This is a genomic window from Temperatibacter marinus (genome assembly GCF_031598375.1).
In the GTDB taxonomy this organism is placed as follows: domain Bacteria; phylum Pseudomonadota; class Alphaproteobacteria; order Sphingomonadales; family Kordiimonadaceae; genus Temperatibacter; species Temperatibacter marinus.
Window position 1 is genome coordinate 1,952,480 of sequence record NZ_CP123872.1, and the last position, 20,227, is coordinate 1,972,706.

17 protein-coding genes are annotated in these 20,227 nt (G+C 44.3%); 9 read left to right on the forward strand and 8 right to left on the reverse strand.

All coding sequences use genetic code 11. From position 1 onward, the window contains the following. Nucleotides 1-90: 90 nt before the first annotated feature. The 5 genes from folB to QGN29_RS08690 all read right to left on the reverse strand — a co-directional run bounded on the left by folB (nt 91) and on the right by QGN29_RS08690 (nt 4,710). Nucleotides 91-510, reverse strand: a complete 420-nt coding sequence (gene folB / locus QGN29_RS08670; protein WP_310797459.1) for a dihydroneopterin aldolase — start codon at nt 508-510, stop codon at nt 91-93. A gap of 42 nt (nt 511-552) precedes the next feature. After that, nucleotides 553-1,305 carry an SDR family oxidoreductase gene (locus tag QGN29_RS08675; protein WP_310797460.1) on the reverse strand — a complete coding sequence of 251 codons (753 nt, stop codon included), beginning with the start codon at nt 1,303-1,305 and terminating at the stop codon, nt 553-555. A gap of 11 nt (nt 1,306-1,316) precedes the next feature. Further along, nucleotides 1,317-2,267: a calcium/sodium antiporter gene (locus QGN29_RS08680; protein WP_310797461.1), complete on the reverse strand. Its 951-nt coding sequence runs from the start codon at nt 2,265-2,267 to the stop codon at nt 1,317-1,319. A 109-nt stretch (nt 2,268-2,376) separates the two neighbouring features. Then, nucleotides 2,377-3,714: an NAD(P)/FAD-dependent oxidoreductase gene (locus QGN29_RS08685; RefSeq protein WP_310797462.1), complete on the reverse strand. Its 1,338-nt coding sequence runs from the start codon at nt 3,712-3,714 to the stop codon at nt 2,377-2,379. Between the two features lie 39 nt (nt 3,715-3,753). Then, nucleotides 3,754-4,710 (reverse strand): 2-hydroxyacid dehydrogenase, encoded by a 957-nt coding sequence (locus tag QGN29_RS08690; RefSeq protein ID WP_310797463.1) that lies wholly within the window; start codon nt 4,708-4,710, stop codon nt 3,754-3,756. A 357-nt stretch (nt 4,711-5,067) separates the two neighbouring features. Between QGN29_RS08690 and rpmF the strand changes: the two genes are divergently transcribed. Beyond that, on the forward strand, nt 5,068-5,253 hold the full coding sequence (rpmF, locus tag QGN29_RS08695) for a 50S ribosomal protein L32 (RefSeq protein ID WP_310797464.1): 186 nt from the start codon (nt 5,068-5,070) through the stop codon (nt 5,251-5,253). A gap of 101 nt (nt 5,254-5,354) precedes the next feature. Here the strand turns inward: rpmF and QGN29_RS08700 are convergent, their stop codons facing one another. Both QGN29_RS08700 and QGN29_RS08705 read right to left on the reverse strand, forming a co-directional pair. Then, on the reverse strand, nt 5,355-6,650 hold the full coding sequence (locus QGN29_RS08700) for a spinster family MFS transporter (RefSeq protein WP_310797465.1): 1,296 nt from the start codon (nt 6,648-6,650) through the stop codon (nt 5,355-5,357). A gap of 145 nt (nt 6,651-6,795) precedes the next feature. Beyond that, on the reverse strand, nt 6,796-7,518 hold the full coding sequence (locus tag QGN29_RS08705) for a 2OG-Fe(II) oxygenase (protein ID WP_310797466.1): 723 nt from the start codon (nt 7,516-7,518) through the stop codon (nt 6,796-6,798). A gap of 325 nt (nt 7,519-7,843) precedes the next feature. On the opposite strand from QGN29_RS08705, the gene mdh reads away from it, so the two are divergent. From mdh to QGN29_RS08745, 8 genes are all read left to right on the forward strand, one after another. Continuing rightward, on the forward strand, nt 7,844-8,806 hold the full coding sequence (gene mdh / locus QGN29_RS08710) for a malate dehydrogenase (RefSeq protein WP_310797467.1): 963 nt from the start codon (nt 7,844-7,846) through the stop codon (nt 8,804-8,806). Between the two features lie 43 nt (nt 8,807-8,849). Then, nucleotides 8,850-10,019, forward strand: coding sequence for an ADP-forming succinate--CoA ligase subunit beta (gene sucC, locus QGN29_RS08715; protein WP_310797468.1), 1,170 nt, complete (start codon nt 8,850-8,852; stop codon nt 10,017-10,019). After that, the gene (gene sucD / locus QGN29_RS08720; protein ID WP_310797469.1) at nt 10,019-10,894 is read left to right on the forward strand and encodes a succinate--CoA ligase subunit alpha; all 876 of its coding nucleotides are present in this window, start codon (nt 10,019-10,021) and stop codon (nt 10,892-10,894) included. The genes sucC and sucD overlap by 1 nt, the downstream gene beginning before the upstream one ends. 85 nt (nt 10,895-10,979) lie before the next feature. Further along, on the forward strand, nt 10,980-13,892 hold the full coding sequence (locus QGN29_RS08725) for a 2-oxoglutarate dehydrogenase E1 component (RefSeq protein WP_310797470.1): 2,913 nt from the start codon (nt 10,980-10,982) through the stop codon (nt 13,890-13,892). A 23-nt stretch (nt 13,893-13,915) separates the two neighbouring features. Then, nucleotides 13,916-15,157, forward strand: coding sequence for a 2-oxoglutarate dehydrogenase complex dihydrolipoyllysine-residue succinyltransferase (gene odhB / locus QGN29_RS08730; protein WP_310797471.1), 1,242 nt, complete (start codon nt 13,916-13,918; stop codon nt 15,155-15,157). Nucleotides 15,158-15,171: 14 nt separating this feature from the next. Next, nucleotides 15,172-16,575 (forward strand): dihydrolipoyl dehydrogenase, encoded by a 1,404-nt coding sequence (lpdA, locus tag QGN29_RS08735; RefSeq protein ID WP_310797472.1) that lies wholly within the window; start codon nt 15,172-15,174, stop codon nt 16,573-16,575. Between the two features lie 126 nt (nt 16,576-16,701). Then, nucleotides 16,702-19,488: a hybrid sensor histidine kinase/response regulator gene (locus QGN29_RS08740; protein ID WP_310797473.1), complete on the forward strand. Its 2,787-nt coding sequence runs from the start codon at nt 16,702-16,704 to the stop codon at nt 19,486-19,488. 42 nt (nt 19,489-19,530) lie between these two features. Beyond that, nucleotides 19,531-19,899: a response regulator gene (locus QGN29_RS08745; protein ID WP_310797474.1), complete on the forward strand. Its 369-nt coding sequence runs from the start codon at nt 19,531-19,533 to the stop codon at nt 19,897-19,899. On the opposite strand, the gene QGN29_RS08750 is transcribed toward QGN29_RS08745, so the two are convergent. Beyond that, nucleotides 19,896-20,225 carry a hypothetical protein gene (locus QGN29_RS08750; RefSeq protein WP_310797475.1) on the reverse strand — a complete coding sequence of 110 codons (330 nt, stop codon included), beginning with the start codon at nt 20,223-20,225 and terminating at the stop codon, nt 19,896-19,898. The two genes, QGN29_RS08745 and QGN29_RS08750, sit on opposite strands and share 4 nt — an antisense overlap. Nucleotides 20,226-20,227: the final 2 nt, after the last annotated feature.

Genomic DNA, 20,227 nt, shown 5'->3' on the forward strand with positions numbered 1-20,227 from the left:
GACAGAATTGTGTCAGCAGTGATTCGTTGTGCACAACTCTTGTAACACGGGTAGGGTGTAGCTAATTATTTTATGTGTGGTAACAATGTGTTAACTATTTTGATGGCGTTCAACTTCGACACCAACACTAACCGCTTTTTCAATGGCTTCTAGCTTTTCAACACGCACACGAGCTGTCCTAACACGGAGATCCTTGAGACAGAATTCGGCAATGTTTTCGGCAAGAGTTTCAACAAGGTTTATATGTCCAGAGGCAATGATGGCCTCGATGCCTTTTACGATTTCAAAATAGCATAAGACATTGTCAAGTTGATCTTCGTGATATGTCTCATTTTCGGATACAGATAGATCTACATTAATTCTGACCTTTTGCGTGCGCTCTTTCTCATGATCCCAAACACCAATACGCGCAATGGTTTCATAATCACGAACAAATACATGACGGATAGAGTATGTAGCATCTGCCATAGATTTTGACGATAAGGAAGGTTTATGGATGTCATTCGCCATAATCGGCTCCATTCAGCTGGTACTCATAAAAAGGTTGCCGCTTCATACAGGAATATCAGGCGTCTGCCAAGCTAAATGCTGTCCACCGTCAAGGGCAAGCATTTGTCCAGTCAGCGATGGAGTGTTTAAGATAAAGTCAATCGTTCTCGCAATCTCTTCTGGTGTGGGACCTGTTCCCAAAGGAACATTTGCGGCCTCATCTGCGAAGGACTCTTTGGATTGATGAATGCTTGCTAACACGGGGCCTGGGCCGATGGCATTCACTCGTATGCGAGGGGCCATCGCTTGTGCCATTGTCCTAGTCAACGTCCAAAGAGCAGATTTGCTCGTTGTGTAACTCATGAACTGGGGATTTAGACGCCACACTCTTTGATCAATGATGTTGATAATGTTGCCAGTCTGGTCATCTGGTAATTGTTTAAAAAAAGCTTGCGACAAAAGTGCTGGCGCTTTCAGGTTTACGTCCATATGAGCATCCCAGCTCTCTTGTGAAAGCGAATGGATATCATCCTCCTCAAAAAGGGAGGCGTTATTCACAAGAGCTGTAACTGGTTTACCAAATTTTTCTGTCGCAGTAGGCACAAGGTCTTTTACCTGTGCACTCTTTTGGAAATCAGCTGATAAAGGAACTAAGGAACCTGTGCACCCTTCAGCCTTTAGCGTGTGAATAAGTTCTTCGGCTTCTTCATTAGAGTGCCTGCAGTGAATGCCAACATCCCAACCCGCTTTGGCAAAATGACGAACAATCGCTTTGCCAATCCTCCGTGCGCCACCTGTGACAATAATCGCGTTCATTTTAAAGACCTTTATAGTGACGACTGAGCGAGGTGAAAAATATAGGCCGTATAGCCAAAAAGCATCATAATGCCAGCAGTCTTTTTTACTTTAGTTTTTAAAGCAATGAAAGGAGCCAAAGCGATGACGGATGCCAACATGACCCATAGATCGACTTGCTTTGCATTGTTTGAAACAGGAATTTCACCGAAGAGACTTGAAACGCCTATAATGGCAAGAAGGTTAAAGATATTTGAGCCAATCACGTTTCCAACGGCCACATCACTGTGACCTCTGAGAGCAGCTGTAACACTTGTAACAAGTTCTGGCAGACTGGTCCCAATGGCAACCATCGTCAGTCCTATAACTTCTTCGCTGACATCTAGTTCACGCGCGATGGATACAGAGCCTGTAACAAGTAGATCAGCGCCGAATGCAAGACCAATCAGGCCAATTATGGTGAAAAACGAAGCTTTAGTAACACTGTCTGGCTCGTCCTCGAGGCCATCAATCTCTGTAAGAGGGTCTATGCTTTCTGAACATTGCTTACTGCGTGTTGCGGAATAGTATAAAAAAGTTGCTAGTAAAGCGAGAAGGATCATGCCTTGTGGCCATTTAAAATTGCCAGTTTGTGCCATCATAATGAATATAAGAGTGACAGCAGCCATGATGAAATAATTTCGCCCAAGACGGGGGGCATTGCAGGCAATGGGCGCGATCAGAGCTGGAACGCCTATGACGAGTAGGACATTGGCTATATTTGATCCGACCACATTGCCCAGAGCCAATCCTGCAGCATCATTGAGAACGGCGTCAATACCAACCATTAATTCAGGAGCGCTGGTACCGAAGGCAATGATTGTTAAGCCAATCACCATAGGAGAAATGTCATACCGTCGAGCCAGGGAAACACCGCCCCGCACTAAAATATCACCAGCAATAATCAAAACAACAAGGCCAGCAATAGCCTGAACATAATCCATAAGATATCCCATATTATATATACTGGTCTTTGCCCAGTGATGCACATTTGATACTATATAGGTATCTTTGCCTGAGATTAAAAGGGCTTGAGCAATGAATAAGCTAAATTTATAAAATGCCCCGCTTATCCGAAGAGAGTAGGTCTGACATGAAGGCCTTATTGTTGTAGCGCATCAGGGAAAGATCTTCGGCATAAGCAGGTTTAGATTCGTCATGAACCCATCGGGCACAGAGATCGCCAGCAGCACATGCTGCCATTGTTCCAAAACCGGACATGGCACCAATAACATAAGCATTCTGCGTTTTCATTGGCCCGATCAAAGGCCAGTTTTCTGGGGTCATAGTATAATAGCCGCCGTAATGAGACCGTTCGCTTGGTAGCTTATCGTAATATTGTTTGAGACTGGGGTGTAATCTAGCGGCGCCCCTTAAGACAATTTCTGGAAAACTATCCTCAAAGGAAGGAGTGAGAGTGGCGTCTGATACCTCTGTGTTGTAAGCCCAGCCAAGTTTTAGCCAATCCCCATTCAGGCCTCCTTCAGGCCGACAGTGAACAGCACCAGGCATCTCCTCTGTTAACCATTTTAGACTTTCTTCTTCTGCTAGTAACGAGCGATCTTCATCTGACCAGTCTATGAATTGAGTATCCAGGTCGATGGTAAAAGGCATGCTGCGATCGATTGCTTTTAATTTGTCTTTGAAGGCTATTTTTTGCTGTAGGATATTAGATACAGGAAGTTTTTCCCCAAGCATTTCGGCAATAGCTTGTACGTATGGGCCTGCTGCATTGACAAGTTTTAGTGCCTTTAGGGGAGACGCCCCCTCAAAGGATAGGCGGAAATTCTTGTCTGTCTCTATGCCAGTCACTTTAGATTGGAGAATTTTACCGCCCAAAGCTTTGAATTCTCGAAGGAAAAATTGACCCAATTGTTGACTATCAAGCATGCCGCCTTTTCGAATGTGAAAAAGGGTTGTAATGTCTTTTGGGTAATAGGGATAGACTGATTGAATTAAAGTCGAGCTGGTAATGATATCCACACCGTCATAGTGGTCTTGAGTATCAGCGAGATAGATGTCACTCCTGTCGTGGCAATGAATGCGTGTTTCTTCTTCCCCGAAGCACTCTCTCAAAGAGGCGATGACCTCAGAGACATCCAGTGAACGCGTGGCGAGCATATATCCCTGGTCTGTTAAGTTTATGGCATTATCCGTTTTCTCTTTGATATCAACAAGGTGTGTTATGCTGTCCTCTATGAATTGCTTCATTATAGGATGGGGCCACCAATTTCTATAATTCTCTCCCGATTGTGCTGATGTATAACTATGCGGCGGGAGCTGGTCTATGAGAAGAATTGATTTAGAAGGGTTGGCTCTTGCGAGATGATATCCACAGGACAGGCCAATGATGCCTGCTCCAATTATGACGATATCTACTTGTTCAGTCATCGATTATATCCTTTTAGACGGTTCTATAAAGAATCCTTATTAGTAGCCTCGACGAATATCTAGCATTGTTTCAATCTTTTCACCTTTGGTTAGCTTTATTATCGTTTCTGCAACGAATTTGGTTGAGGTGTCCGGTCGAGTGATTGCTGCAACATGCGGCGTTATAATGATGCCCTCGGTCAGCCAAGCTGGATCACCTTTTGGCAGTGGTTCTTCCTTGAATACATCAAGCATTGCTCCTGCGATGTGGCCGTTTTTCACTGCGTCTACAAGAGTAGGGAGGTCAATTAAGTTGCCGCGACCTGCATTAACGATATAGCTGCCTTTTTTCATCCAACGGAGACTGGTCTTATTAATAAGGTCGGTGGTCTCTGTGGTTTGGGGTAAGAGCGCGTAAATCATATCGACGTTCGCCATGAAGTCTTTAAGGCAGGTGCTGCCCCTATAATGTGTAATGCCTTCTTCGGGATCTTTCTCTGAAGTTGACCAAGTGGCAAGCTTGAAGCCGAAAGGCTTTAATCGTTTAGCAACTGCCTTACCAAGTAGCCCATACCCCATTAAACCAATAGTGAATTGACTAGGTGCTTTAGGGAAATGGTGCTGCCATTCCCCTCTTTTTTGCCATGCAGAGACATTTTTCATATCTCTTAAAAACCATAAAGCTGCCATGGTGGCATATTCCCCCATGCCATCCTTTAAACTCTCATCACCCATACGAATGATGGGCACGTTCTTTGGAAGGAGGGGGTCTGCTGTTAGGTGGTCAATGCCCGCTCCTATTGAAAAGATAGCGTTGATCATGGAATATTTTGCCAGCAACCCTTGTGGCGGTGCCCAGACATAAGCATAGACATCAGTCGCTTCATCAAAAGATGCAGGATCGCCCCAGTTCGGCCAAGCGCGAAAATCTACACCTGGGATGTATTTTTCAAAAAAACCTTTATAGAGCTCATCAATTTGGGCGTCATAGCCTTCTACATAGCAGAGGATGATCATTGCTTTTCCTTTTTGGCTGATAAGGACGATTCTAATTAGAATGTAGATTCTATAGATCTTTCCTGCAAAATGTCTATATGAGGCTTGGCATCTGAGCAGGTCGTATATAGTTAACTTACTGAAAATAAATGATTAATTTTATTTTAAATATCTTGCAATTCTAGCTTGCGCTTTCCAGCATTCTACTATAAATAGCGTCCAGAAGATTAGTCGATTGAAGCTCTGTTTCTTTTGGCTTGATTTATTTTGGCTTTGGGCTTATTGTCCGCGCCTCGAATCAAGAGTTTGGCGATTTCGCAAGACTCGACATATTATTAGGCTGCTTTGGTAGCCTTGTTAACTAAGAAGGTTAGTAAAATGGCAGTTCCTAAGAGTAAGATCTCTCCGTCACGTCGCGGTATGCGCCGTTCACATGACGCGCTTAAGACTGTAAACTACCAGGAAGATTCACATACAGGTGAATTTAAATTGCGTCACCACATCGACCTGAAAACAGGTATGTACCGTGGCAAGCAAATTCTGGAGCCAAAAGGCGATTACTAAGATCCTTTGATCTTTTTGCCTTATGGGACAAAGTCTTGTAATTAAAAAACCCGACCAGCGCTAGCGGTCGGGTTTTTTGTGTCTAATTGAAGGCTAATCGCTTATGATTGAGCTTCTTTAATGTCGTTGGCGAGATGTTTGGCGCCTTTTAAGAACATCCAAATCTTTACAAGAATAAAGGAGAGGCCAATCAACAGCGCATACCGAAGGGCTTCCTCCTCATAGCGTTCGGTCAGTAGATCGCTCACAATACCAATGAAGAGCGGCCCAAGCCCAAGGCCAATCAAATTCAAAATAAAGAAAAGTAATGCGGACGCCATCGCGCGTTGTGAAGGGCTGACGATCATATGACTGCAGGCGATAGAAGGCCCTAAGTATGTGGTGGAGACGAGAATTGCAAAAGGCAACGTCCAAATTACTAAGGAGGCATCGTTCGCCATATAAGCCATGATGTAAAGAGGCAGGCAAATGAGCCCCCCCAATGCTGGGATCCAAAGATACCACCGCTTGTCCTTAACGCCGAATTTGTCTGTGAGGTAGCCACCAAGGAATGTGCCTGACATTCCGCCTATTCCTGTGATTAAAGCAAGGGAAAGGCCAATTTCGCTGGGGCTCATGCCGTGACTGCGTGCTAGATATGAGGGAGTGAAATTCCCTGTGCCATAGGCGACAAAGCCTGCCATAGCGCAGCCGAGTGAGAGGTAGCGGAATGACTTTTTTGCCCAGATCAATTTCATAGTTGCAATCATGGAAGGCTTTTCGCTCTCAACCTCTTCACCGGCATGGCGTCTTCTGAGAGGCTCGCGAACAGTCAGATACATGACCAGGGCAAGAAGAACGCCTGGGATGCCAACTATGAGAAAAGTCATTCTCCAGCCGTAATATTCTTGAACATAGCCGCCGATGAGAAAACCGACAAAAATACCGAGATAAATACCTGTCGAATAGATAGATAGCGCAGTTGCACGTTCTTTTCTTTCATACATATCTGAAATCATTGAGTGCGCAGGAGGGCTGCAGCCTGCTTCTCCAATGCCAACGCCGATACGGGCGAGGACAAGCTGGGTGTAATTGGTCACCAGCCCCGAAGCTGCGGTCATGAGGGACCAAATAGCGACAGCGCCAGAAATGATTTTTGTACGGTTTGCTTTATCGGCCCAGCTGGCGATGGGAATGCCTGCGGTCACGTAAAAGATTGCGAAAGAAAAGCCCGTTAAAATACCAAGCTGCGTGTCGCTAAGGCCAAGATCTGCTTTAATGCCTTCTTGAAGAATGACAAGGATTTGGCGGTCGATGAAATTGAAAGTATAGGCCAAAAATAAAATGAACAAAACATAGTTCCGCCCCTTTTTATTGGCTTGAGCTGCGGCCACATTTAAATCTGTGTGTTCTGACATAATCCACTCCCCAGTAGTTCTTCATACAATGGAACAAAAAAAGCAGGGGGTCAAATAACTATTGTGCGTTGGATTTGAAAAGATGAACACTAAAAAATTGTATTTCTCGCCAAATCAGAGGCTTATGCTCTAAAAGAAAAATACATTAACGGTTCGCCCAGCCTAAAAAGCTGTCACGTGGTTTGCCGGCATTGGGGGCCACAAGCTGGACCGCATGATCTTGGGGGTTGTGAAAAAGGTTTAAAGTATTGAATTCTGGAATGAAGCCCTCTTTGATGCCTCCCTTTTTGTCCAAGAAGACCAGATGTCCACCCCAGTTTGGGTTCCACTCTTTTGTCATGCCGATGGTGTAGGCCACTGAACGGTCGTGTTTAGGGTGTGTGTCATCATGTTTTGAAAGGAAATGGCCTGGCTCATAGCGGCTAATAAAAACATCGCACCATCTTATGGCGCTATCACCGACAAGGCTTTTAAGTAGGGAGAGGAAATCGTCCTCATTTGCCCAATGATGAAGCTCATGAAGAGGGTGCCCCATTTCCTCTCTATTCTTAACAGCTTGGGTAATATAATATTGCATAAAGACATATTGAAAAGTCGAAGAGGCTCTTTCATATATCGCCTTCATGAAATTGGTTTTAAATTCTGCAGGGGTGTCTTCAAAGTCTTGTTTCGTACTCTCGAAGAATTGATCATATTCATTATACGCCAAATTCCATGTTTGATTTGTCTTGATCAAATTATGAAGGGTTTCAGCTGTTTCGTCCGTAAAGAAGTTTGGAATTTGGACGCGCCCATTTTCTTTCAAGAGGGCGGCATAGTCTGATAAATTTAGTTCAGGATTGATTTGAATATCAGCACGTGAAAACATCAGTAAACCCCCTTTTGATGGTATACGTCTATCTAAAGCCCTTAGAAGAGAAAAGCAAGCCGGCATTGCGTTTGCCAAAAACATACTATTTTCATAAATATTGAACAAATATTACACGTTTTAGGTTATTCTTAACTCTTTTTTAAATATTTCTAATTGAAACTTCTGTGGAAAACTGAAGGATTTAACGGATAATTCACTTGCCTAGGTCTTTAAAACACGTTAAGGGTTCGCTAAGTCTTTTTGGTCCCAAGAAGATTTTTAAAGGTTGTATATACAACTGAAATTGGACTTTATATATAAATATAACCACGGAGCACTTCCCATGGCACGTAAAAAAATCGCTCTTATCGGTGCAGGTCAAATTGGCGGCACGCTTGCTCATTTAGCAGCAATGAAAGAATTAGGCGACGTAGTAATTTTTGATATTGTAGAAGACATGCCGGCTGGTAAAGCCCTAGATCTTTCGCAATCGGCCCCTGTAGATGGCTATGACGCTGATCTAAAAGGCGCTAACGACTATAAAGATATTGAAGGCGCTGATGTTGTCATCGTGACAGCTGGCGTGCCACGCAAACCCGGCATGAGCCGTGATGATCTACTCGGTATTAACTTAAAAGTAATGAAGTCAGTTGGGGAAGGGATCGCGAAATATGCGCCGAATTCGTTTGTTATCTGCATAACAAATCCGCTTGATGCGATGGTTTGGGCTCTTCAGAAATTCTCAGGCCTGCCTACCAATAAAGTATGTGGCATGGCAGGTGTCCTTGATAGTGCGCGCTTCCAGCATTTCCTTGCGCAAGAATTTAATGTGTCTGTAAAAGATGTGAATGCTTTCGTCCTTGGAGGACACGGTGATACAATGGTTCCGCTCACACGCTATTCAACAGTTGCTGGAATTCCTGTGCCTGATTTGGTGAAGATGGGTTGGTCTACAAATGAAAAGATCGACAGCATCGTTCAGCGTACCCGCGACGGGGGAGCTGAGATTGTCGGGCTGTTGAAAACAGGGTCAGCTTATTATGCCCCAGCAACATCAGCCATAGCGATGGCTGAATCTTACTTGAAAGATCAGAAGCGTTTGTTGCCGTGTGCAGCTTATCTGACTGGCGAATACGGTGTGAGTGAAATGTATGTTGGTGTGCCAACAATCATTGGTGAGAATGGTATCGAACGCATCGTTGAGGTTGACTTGCAGGGTGAAGAGAAAACAGGTTTCGACCATTCAGTCTCTGCCGTAGAAGGTCTTGTAACAGCGTGTAAAGGAATTGATGGAAGTCTGGCATAAGCCAGGCTTTTTTCTTGTCTAAATCCACTTAGGAGGGAATAGCATGAACATTCATGAGTATCAGGCGAAGGGCCTGTTGAAAGAATATGGAGCGCCAGTGCTGAAAAGCGGCGTTGCTTACACACCATCTGAAGCTGTTGATGTGGCTAAAGAATTGGGCGGACCTGTTTGGGTTGTGAAAGCTCAGATCCATGCCGGCGGCCGCGGTAAAGCGGGCGGTGTAAAAGTCGTAAAGTCTCTTGAAGACGTTGAAGCTGCTGCAAAAGAGTTGATCGGCAAAACACTTGTGACTCACCAGACCGGACCTGAGGGAAAAGAAGTAAAACGGATCTTCGTAGAAGATGGCTGTGCCATTAAATCTGAGTTTTATATTTCTTTCCTTGTTGATCGGGCTACTAGCAATGTTGCGATCGTAGCCTCTACAGAAGGCGGAATGGATATCGAGGAAGTTGCTGAAGCAACACCCGAAAAGATCGATACTTATACAATTGATCCAGCAGCAGGCTTGCAGCCCTACCACTGCCGTAAAGTTGCTTTTGGTCTAGGGCTCTCGGGTCAAGCAGCAAAGGAATGTCAGAAGCTGGTTGCCTCTCTCTATGCTACTTTCATGGAGAAAGATGCAGCGATGCTTGAGATTAATCCTCTGGTTCTAACACAAGACGATCACATGGTTGTTCTTGATGCGAAAATGTCATTTGACGGCAATGCTCTGTTCAGACATCCAGATGTTCGCGAACTGCGCGATGAGAGTGAAGAAGATCCAAAAGAGATTGAAGCGTCTAAATATGATCTAAACTACATCAGCCTAGACGGTGCGATTGGATGTATGGTGAATGGTGCTGGTCTTGCGATGGCTACGATGGATATCATCAAGCTTAAAGGCGGCTCACCTGCAAACTTCCTTGATGTGGGAGGCGGCGCAACTAAAGAACGTGTGACAGAAGCTTTTAAAATTATTCTGTCTGATGATAATGTCGAAGGTATCTTGGTTAATATCTTCGGGGGGATTATGCGCTGTGATGTGATCGCTGAAGGTGTGGTTGCAGCAGCTCGCGAAGTAGCGATTTCAGTCCCACTCGTTGTTCGTCTTGAGGGAACAAATGTAGAGCTTGGGAAAAAGATTATGGCTGAAAGTGGTCTTCCAATCATTTCTGCTGATGATCTCAATGATGCGGCTGAAAAGGTCGTTAAGGCTGTGAAGGAGGCCGCGTAATGTCTGTACTTGTAGGTAAAGATACAAAAGTAATCTGTCAGGGCTTTACAGGCGCACAGGGGACTTTCCACTCAGAGCAAGCAATTGCTTATGGTACGAAAATGGTTGGGGGTGTAACTCCAGGCAAAGGTGGTTCAAAACATTTGGATCTACCAGTTTTTGATACAGTCGCTGATGCTCGTGAAGCAACAGACGCCAATGCATCTGTGATTTATGTGCCTCCGCCCTTCGCTGCTGATGCTATTCTAGAAGCCATTGATGCAGAGCTAGAATTGGTTGTTTGTATCACAGAAGGTATTCCTGTTTTGGATATGGTTCGAGTTAAGCGCGCTCTTAAAAATTCAGGGACGCGTCTTGTTGGGCCGAACTGTCCAGGCGTTATTACACCGGGTGAGTGTAAAATCGGCATTATGCCCGGCCATATTCACAAGCCTGGTAAAGTGGGTATCGTGTCTCGCTCAGGTACATTGACCTATGAAGCTGTTGCACAAACAACGGCTATTGGCCTTGGTCAGTCAACTTGTATTGGTATCGGCGGCGATCCAGTGAATGGAACAAACTTTATTGATTGTTTGGATATGTTCCTCGGTGACGATGAGACAGACAGTATTATCATGATTGGTGAAATTGGTGGATCTGCAGAAGAAGAAGCGGCAGAATTCTTGAAGTCATCAAAAGTGAAGAAGCCAGTAGCTGGTTTTATTGCAGGCCGTACAGCGCCTCCAGGCCGCACTATGGGGCATGCCGGAGCGATTGTTTCTGGGGGTCAAGGTGGTGCTGAAGACAAGATCGAAGCAATGAAATCTGCGGGCATCATTGTTTCAGATAGCCCCGCATCGCTGGGTGAAACACTTCTAAAAGCCATCAACGGCTAAAATGAATAACTGGTCTCGGCACTGTCGAGGCCAGAATTTTTTCAACTATAAATAGGGATCTCGTGCAACACACGAGGGGACTTGAATGGGTGCAGACCTGGATAATATTGCAAGGTTAGAGGGCGTTAGCCCGGCTTTTGTAGAAGGTTTATATGACCGATATATCGTCAATCCTGATTCAGTAGATGCTGGATGGCGATCTTATTTTGAAGCATTAGAGAGCGGCATTGAACGTGCCGATGATATGCAGCCGAGTTGGGCGCGGAAAGACTGGCCACTTAGACCTGATGATGATCTGACAACAGGCCTTGATGCGACAGATATGTTCATCGAAGGCGGCAAGAAGCCTGCCACGGGCGGCGGTGTTTCAGCTGAAGAAGTCAGAGCTGCGACCCTTGATAGTATTCGGGCTCTTATGATGGTTAGAACATATCGAGTTCGAGGCCATCTCATGGCCAACTTGGACCCGCTGGGATTAGAAGAGCGTGCCGCTCATCCAGAACTTGATCCCCAAACTTACGGATTCAGTGATGCAGATATGGATCGTCCAATTTTTATGGATAACGTTCTCGGATTAGAGACATCAACTGTCCGTGAAATTGTTGCAATCCTAAAGCGTACCTATTGCGGTAATCTTGGTGTGGAATTTATGCATATCAATGATCCGGAGGAAAAGTCCTGGATTCAGCGCAATATTGAAGGGCGTGACAAAGAAATTCAATTCACAGACCGCGGGAAAGTCGCAATCTTGTCTAAGATTATTGAGGCTGAGCAGTTTGAGAAGTTCCTGGGTAAAAAATACACAGGGACGAAACGTTTTGGTCTCGACGGCGGTGAAAGTTTAGTTCCTGCCTTAGAAGCTATTATGAAGACAGGTGGACAGCATGAGATGAGTGAGATTGTCCTCGGCATGCCCCACCGTGGACGATTAAATGTACTGGCCAATGTTATGGCAAAACCCTACCGAGCAATGTTTAATGAATTTGCGGGCGGGGCAAGTAAACCTGATGATGTGCAAGGTTCAGGTGATGTGAAATACCATCTTGGGACCTCTGCGGACCGTGATTTTGACGGCAATAATATTCACCTATCTTTGACAGCTAATCCATCGCATCTTGAGGCGGTAAATCCAGTGGTTCTAGGTAAGGTGCGCGCCAAGCAAGATCAAAAGAATGATGCAACACGGCGTAAAGTTTGCCCCGTCTTGCTACACGGCGACGCTGCTTTTGCGGGACAGGGTATTGTGCCTGAGTCTCTCGCCATGTCAGGACTGGATGGCTATAACGCTGGGGGGTGTATCCACTTCATCGTGAACAATCAAATTGGGTTTACAACCAGCCCTCAATTTAGTCGGTCGAGCCCTTATCCTTCGGATGTTGCCAAGATGGTTCAAGCTCCTATCTTTCATGTGAACGGTGACGATCCTGAAGCTGTAACATTCGCAACAAAGCTTGCCACAGAGTTTAGGCAGACTTTTAAACGCGATGTTGTCATTGATATGTTCTGTTACAGACGCTTTGGCCATAATGAAAGTGATGAACCCTCATTCACTCAACCTCTTATGTATGCCTCTATCAAAAAACACCCATCTGTTGGTACGATCTTCTCAGATCGATTGATCAAGCAGGGTGTAATTACAGCGGAACAATATCAGCAGATGGTGAATGAATTCACTAGCCATTTGGAAGCAGAATTTGAGGCTGGAAAAAGCTATAAGGTGAATGAGGCCGATTGGTTCCAAGGTCAGTGGGAGGGTCTTGCAACAGCAAAAACAGATCCTGAGATGCGACGAGCAGATTCTGGCGTTGATGATGAAACTCTTCGTGAAGTCGGGGAGGTTCTTACGACCTTGCCAGAGAATTTCCATCCCCATAGAACCTTGACTAGAATTTTGAAAAACAAAGAGCATATGTTTGAATTTGGCGATCGGTTTGATTGGTCAACTGCTGAAGCCTTGGCTTTTGGTACATTGCTTAAAGAAGGCTACGGCGTGCGCCTTTCGGGCCAGGATTGTGGCCGCGGTACATTCTCGCAGCGCCATGCTGTTTTTGTAGATCAGAAGACTGAGCATAAATATCGTCCCCTCAAGCATGTGAATGAAGATGCACATTTTGAGGTATTGGATAGCCCGCTTTCTGAATTTGGTGTTCTTGGCTTCGAATATGGCTATACACTTGCAGAACCGAAAACTCTAACCCTTTGGGAAGCACAATTTGGCGACTTTGCCAATGGTGCCCAGATTATGATTGACCAATTCATCTCTTCTGGTGAAGCAAAGTGGTTGCGTATGTCAGGCCTTGTAATGCTTCTTCCTCATGGTTATGAAGGTCAAGGCCCAGAGCATAGTTCAGCACGCTTTGAGCGGTTCTTACAAATGTCAGCTGAAGACAATTGGCAAGTTGCAAACTGTACAACGCCGGCAAACTATTTCCACATTTTGCGTCGCCAGATGCATAGGGAATTCCGTAAACCGTTGATCATGATGACACCAAAGTCATTGTTGAGGCATAAGCTTTGTACGTCGACATTAGCGGATTTTGGTCCAGGATCGCAATTCCACCGTGTTCTTTGGGATGATGCAGAACATGGATCGGCTTCTGAGCTTAAACTTGCTGCAGATGATAAGATCAAGCGTGTGGTGTTATGTACAGGTAAAGTTTACTTTGATTTACTTGAAGAGCGAGATAAACGCGAACAGTCGGACACTTATCTGATGCGTGTTGAACAGCTTTATCCTTTCCCAGCCGACGTGCTAACGAAGGAACTGGCGCGCTTTAAGAATGTTGAATCAATCATGTGGTGCCAAGAAGAACCTAAAAATATGGGAGCTTGGTCCTTTGTTGATCCATTTATCGAAGACGTACTGACATCATTAGAAATTAAGCCAAATCGAGCGTCCTATGCGGGCCGTGCAGCAAGCGCTGCAACTGCCACAGGGCAAGCGTCTGTTCATGCAAGACAGCAAGCAGCGTTGATTGATGAAGCATTAAAAGGTTAATTAGAGGGTAGGAGACTAGACCCATGGCAATCGAAGATATTCGTATTCCGCAACTCGGTGAATCAATTACAGAAGGCAGCATTGGCTCATGGCTTAAAGCTGTCGGCGATGCCGTTGCAGCAGATGAACCCATCGTAGAAATTGAAACTGACAAAGTGGCGATGGAAGTTCCAAGCCCTGTTGCAGGTGTCATTCTAGAACTGTTGGCAGAAGAAGGCGACACTGTTGAAATCGGTGCACTGATCGCTAAAGTTGATACTGAAGGTAAAGGCGCAGCGCCCGCACCAAAAGCAGAAGCAGCCCCAGCAGCTGCAGCCCCCGCTGCATCCGCACCGCCTGCATCTGTCCAAGCGCCGACTGGTGCTGCAGGGGACTTGATGCCTATGTCGCCGGCTGTTCGCCGCATTGTTGAAGATTATAATATTGACCCTTCTTCTGTTCAAGGAACAGGTAAAGATAACCGGCTGACAAAAGGCGATGTTCTTAAGGCAATTGAAAATGGATCGGCACGATCTTTCTCTAACGCGCCAGCGGCACAATCTGCAGCCGCCGCTGTTGAAAGTGGGCCGCGCGAAGAGCGTGTGAAAATGACACGCCTTCGTAAAGTGATCGCCTCACGCCTGAAGGATGCTCAAAATACAGCCGCGATGCTCACCACTTACAATGAAGTTGATATGACGGCTGTCATGGAAGCTCGTGCGAAATATAAAGATCTTTTTGCAAAGAAGCATAATATCAAACTTGGCTTTATGTCTTTCTTTACGAAAGCTTGCTGCTTAGGATTGAAAGAAATTCCTGCAGTCAATGCTTTTATTGAAGGCGATGAAATTGTTTATCACAATTACGCAAATATTGGGGTGGCTGTTTCTTCCCCTGCAGGCCTGGTTGTGCCGGTTTTAAAAGATGCACAGGATATGTCTTTTGCAGATACTGAACTGACAATTGCTGGTTTTGGTAAGAAAGCCCGCGACGGCAAGCTTACTATTGATGAGATGCAGGGCGGAACATTTACCATCTCGAACGGGGGGATTTTTGGCTCTTTGATGTCATCTCCAATTTTGAATGCACCGCAATCAGCAATTCTGGGTATGCATAAAATTCAAGAGCGTCCTATGGCCATAGGGGGTAAGGTTGAAATTCGACCAATGATGTATCTGGCTTTATCTTATGATCATCGGATCATTGATGGTCGTGAAGCTGTGACTTTCTTGGTTCGCGTGAAAGAAGCTTTAGAAGACCCAACGCGTCTCCTACTAGACATGTAAGAAAAGGATTTATTATGTCTGAATATGATGTTGTCGTAATTGGTGCTGGTCCTGGTGGGTATGTCGCGGCTATACGCGCTGCGCAACTCGGCTTAAAAACAGCCTGTGTTGAAAAGAGAGAAACACTCGGTGGGACCTGTCTGAATGTGGGATGTATGCCTTCAAAGGCCTTGCTAAATTCCTCGCACCATTATCATGAAGCTAAACACGGGACAGAGAAATTTGGGTTCACCGTGAAGGGCGTTGATTTAGATTTACCTTCTATGATGAAATCAAAGGATGACATCGTGAATGGGTTAACAGGCGGGATTGAATTTCTTTTTAAGAAAAACAAAATAACGTGGATCAAAGGTACGGGAACGTTTTCGGCAAAAGATACTCTGGATGTCACATTGAATGCCGGAGGCACTGAAAAAGTAAAAGCTAAAAACTTTATCGTTGCGACAGGGTCTGATGTCGCTAGTTTGCCTGGTATTGAAATTGATGAAACGACGATTGTTTCTTCTACTGGTGGCTTAGAACTTAAAGACGTGCCTAAAAAGATGGTTGTTATTGGGGGCGGCGTTATTGGTATGGAGCTTGGCTCTGTATGGCAACGTCTTGGCGCCGAAGTGGAAGTTGTTGAATTCCAAGACCAGTTGCTCTTTGGTATGGATACAGAAGTGCGCAAAAACTTTGGACGTATGATGAAGAAGCAAGGCTTTAAGTTGCACCTTTCCTCAAAAGTAACTGGTGTCGAAAAGACGAAATCTGGCGCAACTGTTACATTTGAGCCTGTTAAAGGTGGGGATTCCAAAACAATTGATTGTGACATTGTTCTCATGTCTGTAGGACGGCGACCTTATACAGATAGCCTAGGACTAGAGACCGTGGGTGTTGAGATGGATGACCGGGGCCGGATTAAGATCAATCATGATTTCTCAACTAATGTGCCAAGCATTTGGGCGATCGGTGATGTCGTAGAAGGCCCTATGCTTGCCCATAAGGCCGAAGATGAAGGTGTCTGTGCTGCTGAAAATATTGCGGGCGAAACGGGTTATGTGAACCATGATGTTATTCCTGGCGTTGTTTATACACACCCTGAAGTTGCCTCGGTCGGTAAGTCTGAGGATGAACTGAAGGAGGCAGGTGTTAAATATACAGCTGGAAAATTCCCATTCACTGCAAATAGTCGTGCCAAAGCAAACCAGGATACAGATGGGTTTGTTAAGATTTTAGCAGATAAAGAAACAGACCGGATATTGGGTGTTCATATTATTGGGGCTGACGCAGGCAATATGATTGCTCAAGCTGCTACTGCTATGGAGTTTGGTGCGAGTGCAGAAGATATTGCACTCACCTGTCATGCGCATCCCACTGAAACTGAGGCGATGAAAGAAGCGGCGCTTGCTGTTCATGGTCGTCCGATTCATATGTAATCGTATATTTACACTATATATTTAAGAAAAATTAAGGAATACCCTCTAAAAACAGAGGGTATTTTTTTGGTTTTAGTGATTGAGCCAAACAGTGGAATGATACGGCTATGTATGGGGTGTACGGCTATGGTGAATTTAAATTTTGCGCGCTTAACAATTGTGATCGGTGTCGTGTTAACACTGATCTCTTCTTATTTGATATACACTTACGAAAAAGCAGAGAAGACTGACGCATTTCTAAACAGAAGCCAGATTGCCAGCACTGTACTTGGGAATAAACTTAGACATCATGTGAATCTTATCAAAGAATTGGAAGCCTTTCTTTCAGCTTCAAATTATGTGTCCCAAGATGAATTTGATAAGTTCTTGAATGTGGCCTTTTCAGGAATTCAATCCATGATTTCTGTGTATACAATGGATCAGGTTGAAACAAGTGAACTGGCGGCATGGACAGCAACATTACAGAGAGAAAATCCTGAGCGCCATGCTTCGACAGTTCCCTATGAATATACGAAAGATTGGCGGAAAATATACGATCTTCCTAAACGGCGCCATTATCTGGTGGCTTATAAATGGAACGATAAAGATCCTTATATCAAGAGTGGATTTGATTATGGCAGCTATAGTATTGTTGCTGATTACTACACAAACCATACACGCGATGATGAGGTTTACATTTCCCCCATTCAATTTCAGCGAGCCTGGGGGGCCACTCATTCCGGTTATTGGGTTGTCTCAAAGTCGGTCATTAAAGAAGAAAATGGTGTTCAGAAAAGAAAGCATATCGCGACGGCTTTGATTGATATCCGGAAGTTTTTAAAGTCAGTGATGGATGATTTGGAGTTTAATAACATTCAGGTTTCTCTGCTCCAAACGGAATTTATAGACCCAAGTGATGCAGAGATTGAGTTGCAGGGGGCAGATCCCTTTGCCACTGCAGTGAATTATGAATATGGTCAAAAATATTCTAAATCCGATTTTGAGTATGATGGACTGACAGGGCTTTACTTGAAGGGAAAAATTAATTTTCCATATTCAAATATTAATATGGTTTTTACCCCCACAGGTGATCTTTATAGTCCAAGTCTTCTGAGTCCCACTTTGGTCTTGTTTTTTGGCCTGCTGGTGACAGCTTTATTGTTTTGGTCTGTGAACAACTTACAAAAGACTAAAGCGTTGGTTGAAAAGAAGGTTGAGCGTAAAACAAAAGATCTTGTAACAGCGTATAATAACCTTGAAGAGAAACAGTCTGAACTCGCAACTCTCAACAGAGAGTTAGAAAAAGCTATGACAGCCGCTCAGTCTGCGAATAAAGCGAAATCTCAATTTTTAGCCAATATGAGTCATGAGCTTAGAACGCCTTTGAATGCGATTATTGGCTATTCTGAAATGCTGAAAGAGGATGCTGAAGATGAGGATAATGACGATCAAGTCGATGATTTAGGTAAAGTCCTCAGCGCCGGCCGTCATCTTCTTGGCCTCATAAATGATATTCTCGATTTATCACGGATTGAAGCGGATAAAATGAATCTCATTATTGAAGAGGTCGGTATTGAAGAAATGGTGAGAAGTGTTTCTTCTACGACGGAGCCTCTCTTTAAAAAGAATAACAATTATTTCTCGTTTGATGTTTCCTCAAAATTAACCTTGATGCATACAGACGAGCAACGAGTTAGGCAAATTCTATTTAATTTATTAAGTAATGCAGCCAAGTTTACCGCAGACGGTAATGTTCGTCTGATAGTGGACGGTGCGTCTGATCACGGTAAAGAGCAGGTTGTTTTCCGTGTTGAGGATACTGGTATTGGGATGTCAGAAAATCAGGTGGCAAATATTTTTGAAGCCTTTACCCAAGCTGATGCAAGTACAACTCGGAATTATGGCGGGTCCGGTCTTGGGCTTGCAATATCAAAGGAATTTTCAGAGCTACTGGGCGGTGATCTTTCCGTGCGCAGTACTTTGGGGGAAGGGTCTACCTTTACCTTTAAACTGCCGCTTGCCCAGGATGACATTCTCGCGAGCCAGGGGAAAACGACTGTTGAGCCGCTATCGAGTTCTATCCTCCCATCAGTAGGAGATCAGTCGGCTTCATTAGAAGAGACTGTGCAAGATACAACCGATGCAATTGTTGCTCAAAAACATGACGGGAATGAAACATCACCTCGGGTTCTTATCATTGATGATGAGTCTGTTGCGCGTGAAATAACCAAGCGCTATCTATCCTCTAAAAACGTGGAAATTCTTGAAGCTGAAAACGGTAATGAGGGTCTTCAGATGGCTCGAGAATTTGAGCCTGATTTGATCATTTTAGATATAATGATGCCAGAGTTAAATGGTTGGGCAGTTCTAGAATTACTGAAGGCAGAAGATAAGCTAAAAAATATACCTGTCATAATTTGTACAATGGTTGATGAAGCAAAAAGAGGTTATGTTCTTGGCGCAACAGATTATATTCAGAAACCTGTGAATAAAGATGACCTTTTAAAGCGTGTCACTATGAATTTGGAGGATAGTCCATTTACAGAGAGTACAGTCTTGATAGTTGAGGATGAAAAAGACATTCGAGATATGATGGACCGCCTTTTAAAGCAGGGTGGATTCACTACGTTAGTTGCTGAAAATGGTAAGATAGGGCTTGAGAAATTAAATAAAAACGATGTGGATGTCATTCTTCTAGATCTAATGATGCCCGTCATGGATGGTTTTGATTTTATGGAGCACTTTAGAAGAGATGAACGCCATAATGACATCCCAATTATCATTGTAACAGCAAAGGAAATCACCACCGAAGATAGGATGCGTTTGGACAGTAAGGTTTACAATATTATGCGTAAGGGTGACTATTCAAGGGATCAATTGTTGTCAGAAGTTGATCGACTGACAAATCGTGCAATCAATGAGTCACGTGTTTAGAAAATACGGCATAAAAAACGACAGAGAGATAGAGGGGCGACCATGTCAACAATTCTGATAGTTGAAGATAATGAAATGAATAGAGACATGCTGATGCGACGTCTTAAGCGAAAAGGCTTTGATGTCGTCTGTTCTATAAATGGTCAGGAAGGGGTTGATATGGCCCTCAAATTAATTCCTGATTGTATCATTATGGATATGAATATGCCCGTCATGGACGGTTTTGAAGCCACGCGATTCTTAAAGGCTAATGAGGCTGTTTCACATATCCCTATTATTGCCTTAACTGCATATGCCTTAGATGAGGATGAGAATAAATGCTTGGCGGCTGGATGCGATACCTATGTTGCTAAGCCTCTGGATTTTAAAGAATTACTCGCTAGTATGGCTGCCTTTGAGATTACCGCCTAGATCCTACTAAAGAGAAAGCTGGATAGCATTAAACAGAAGGAGACAGCGATCAGATGCGGAAGATAGATCAGTTGATCTAAAGTCAATCCGATCTTATGAATCTTTCTGTCGCGGTAAAGCATAAGTGAAAATTTCAATCCTGTAACTGCTGCGCTAATCCCGCTGAGGGATTGTAAGAGAATGATGAAAATTGAATTCTCTGTTTGTAGATACGGCCAGAAAGAAAAAGCCGCGAATACAAGCAAGATAGCAAACAGGCTTAGTGCTACATAGAGAAGCAAAAAAGAATAAAGCCGTATGAGACGAATGAGGTGTAGATCGTTCATGC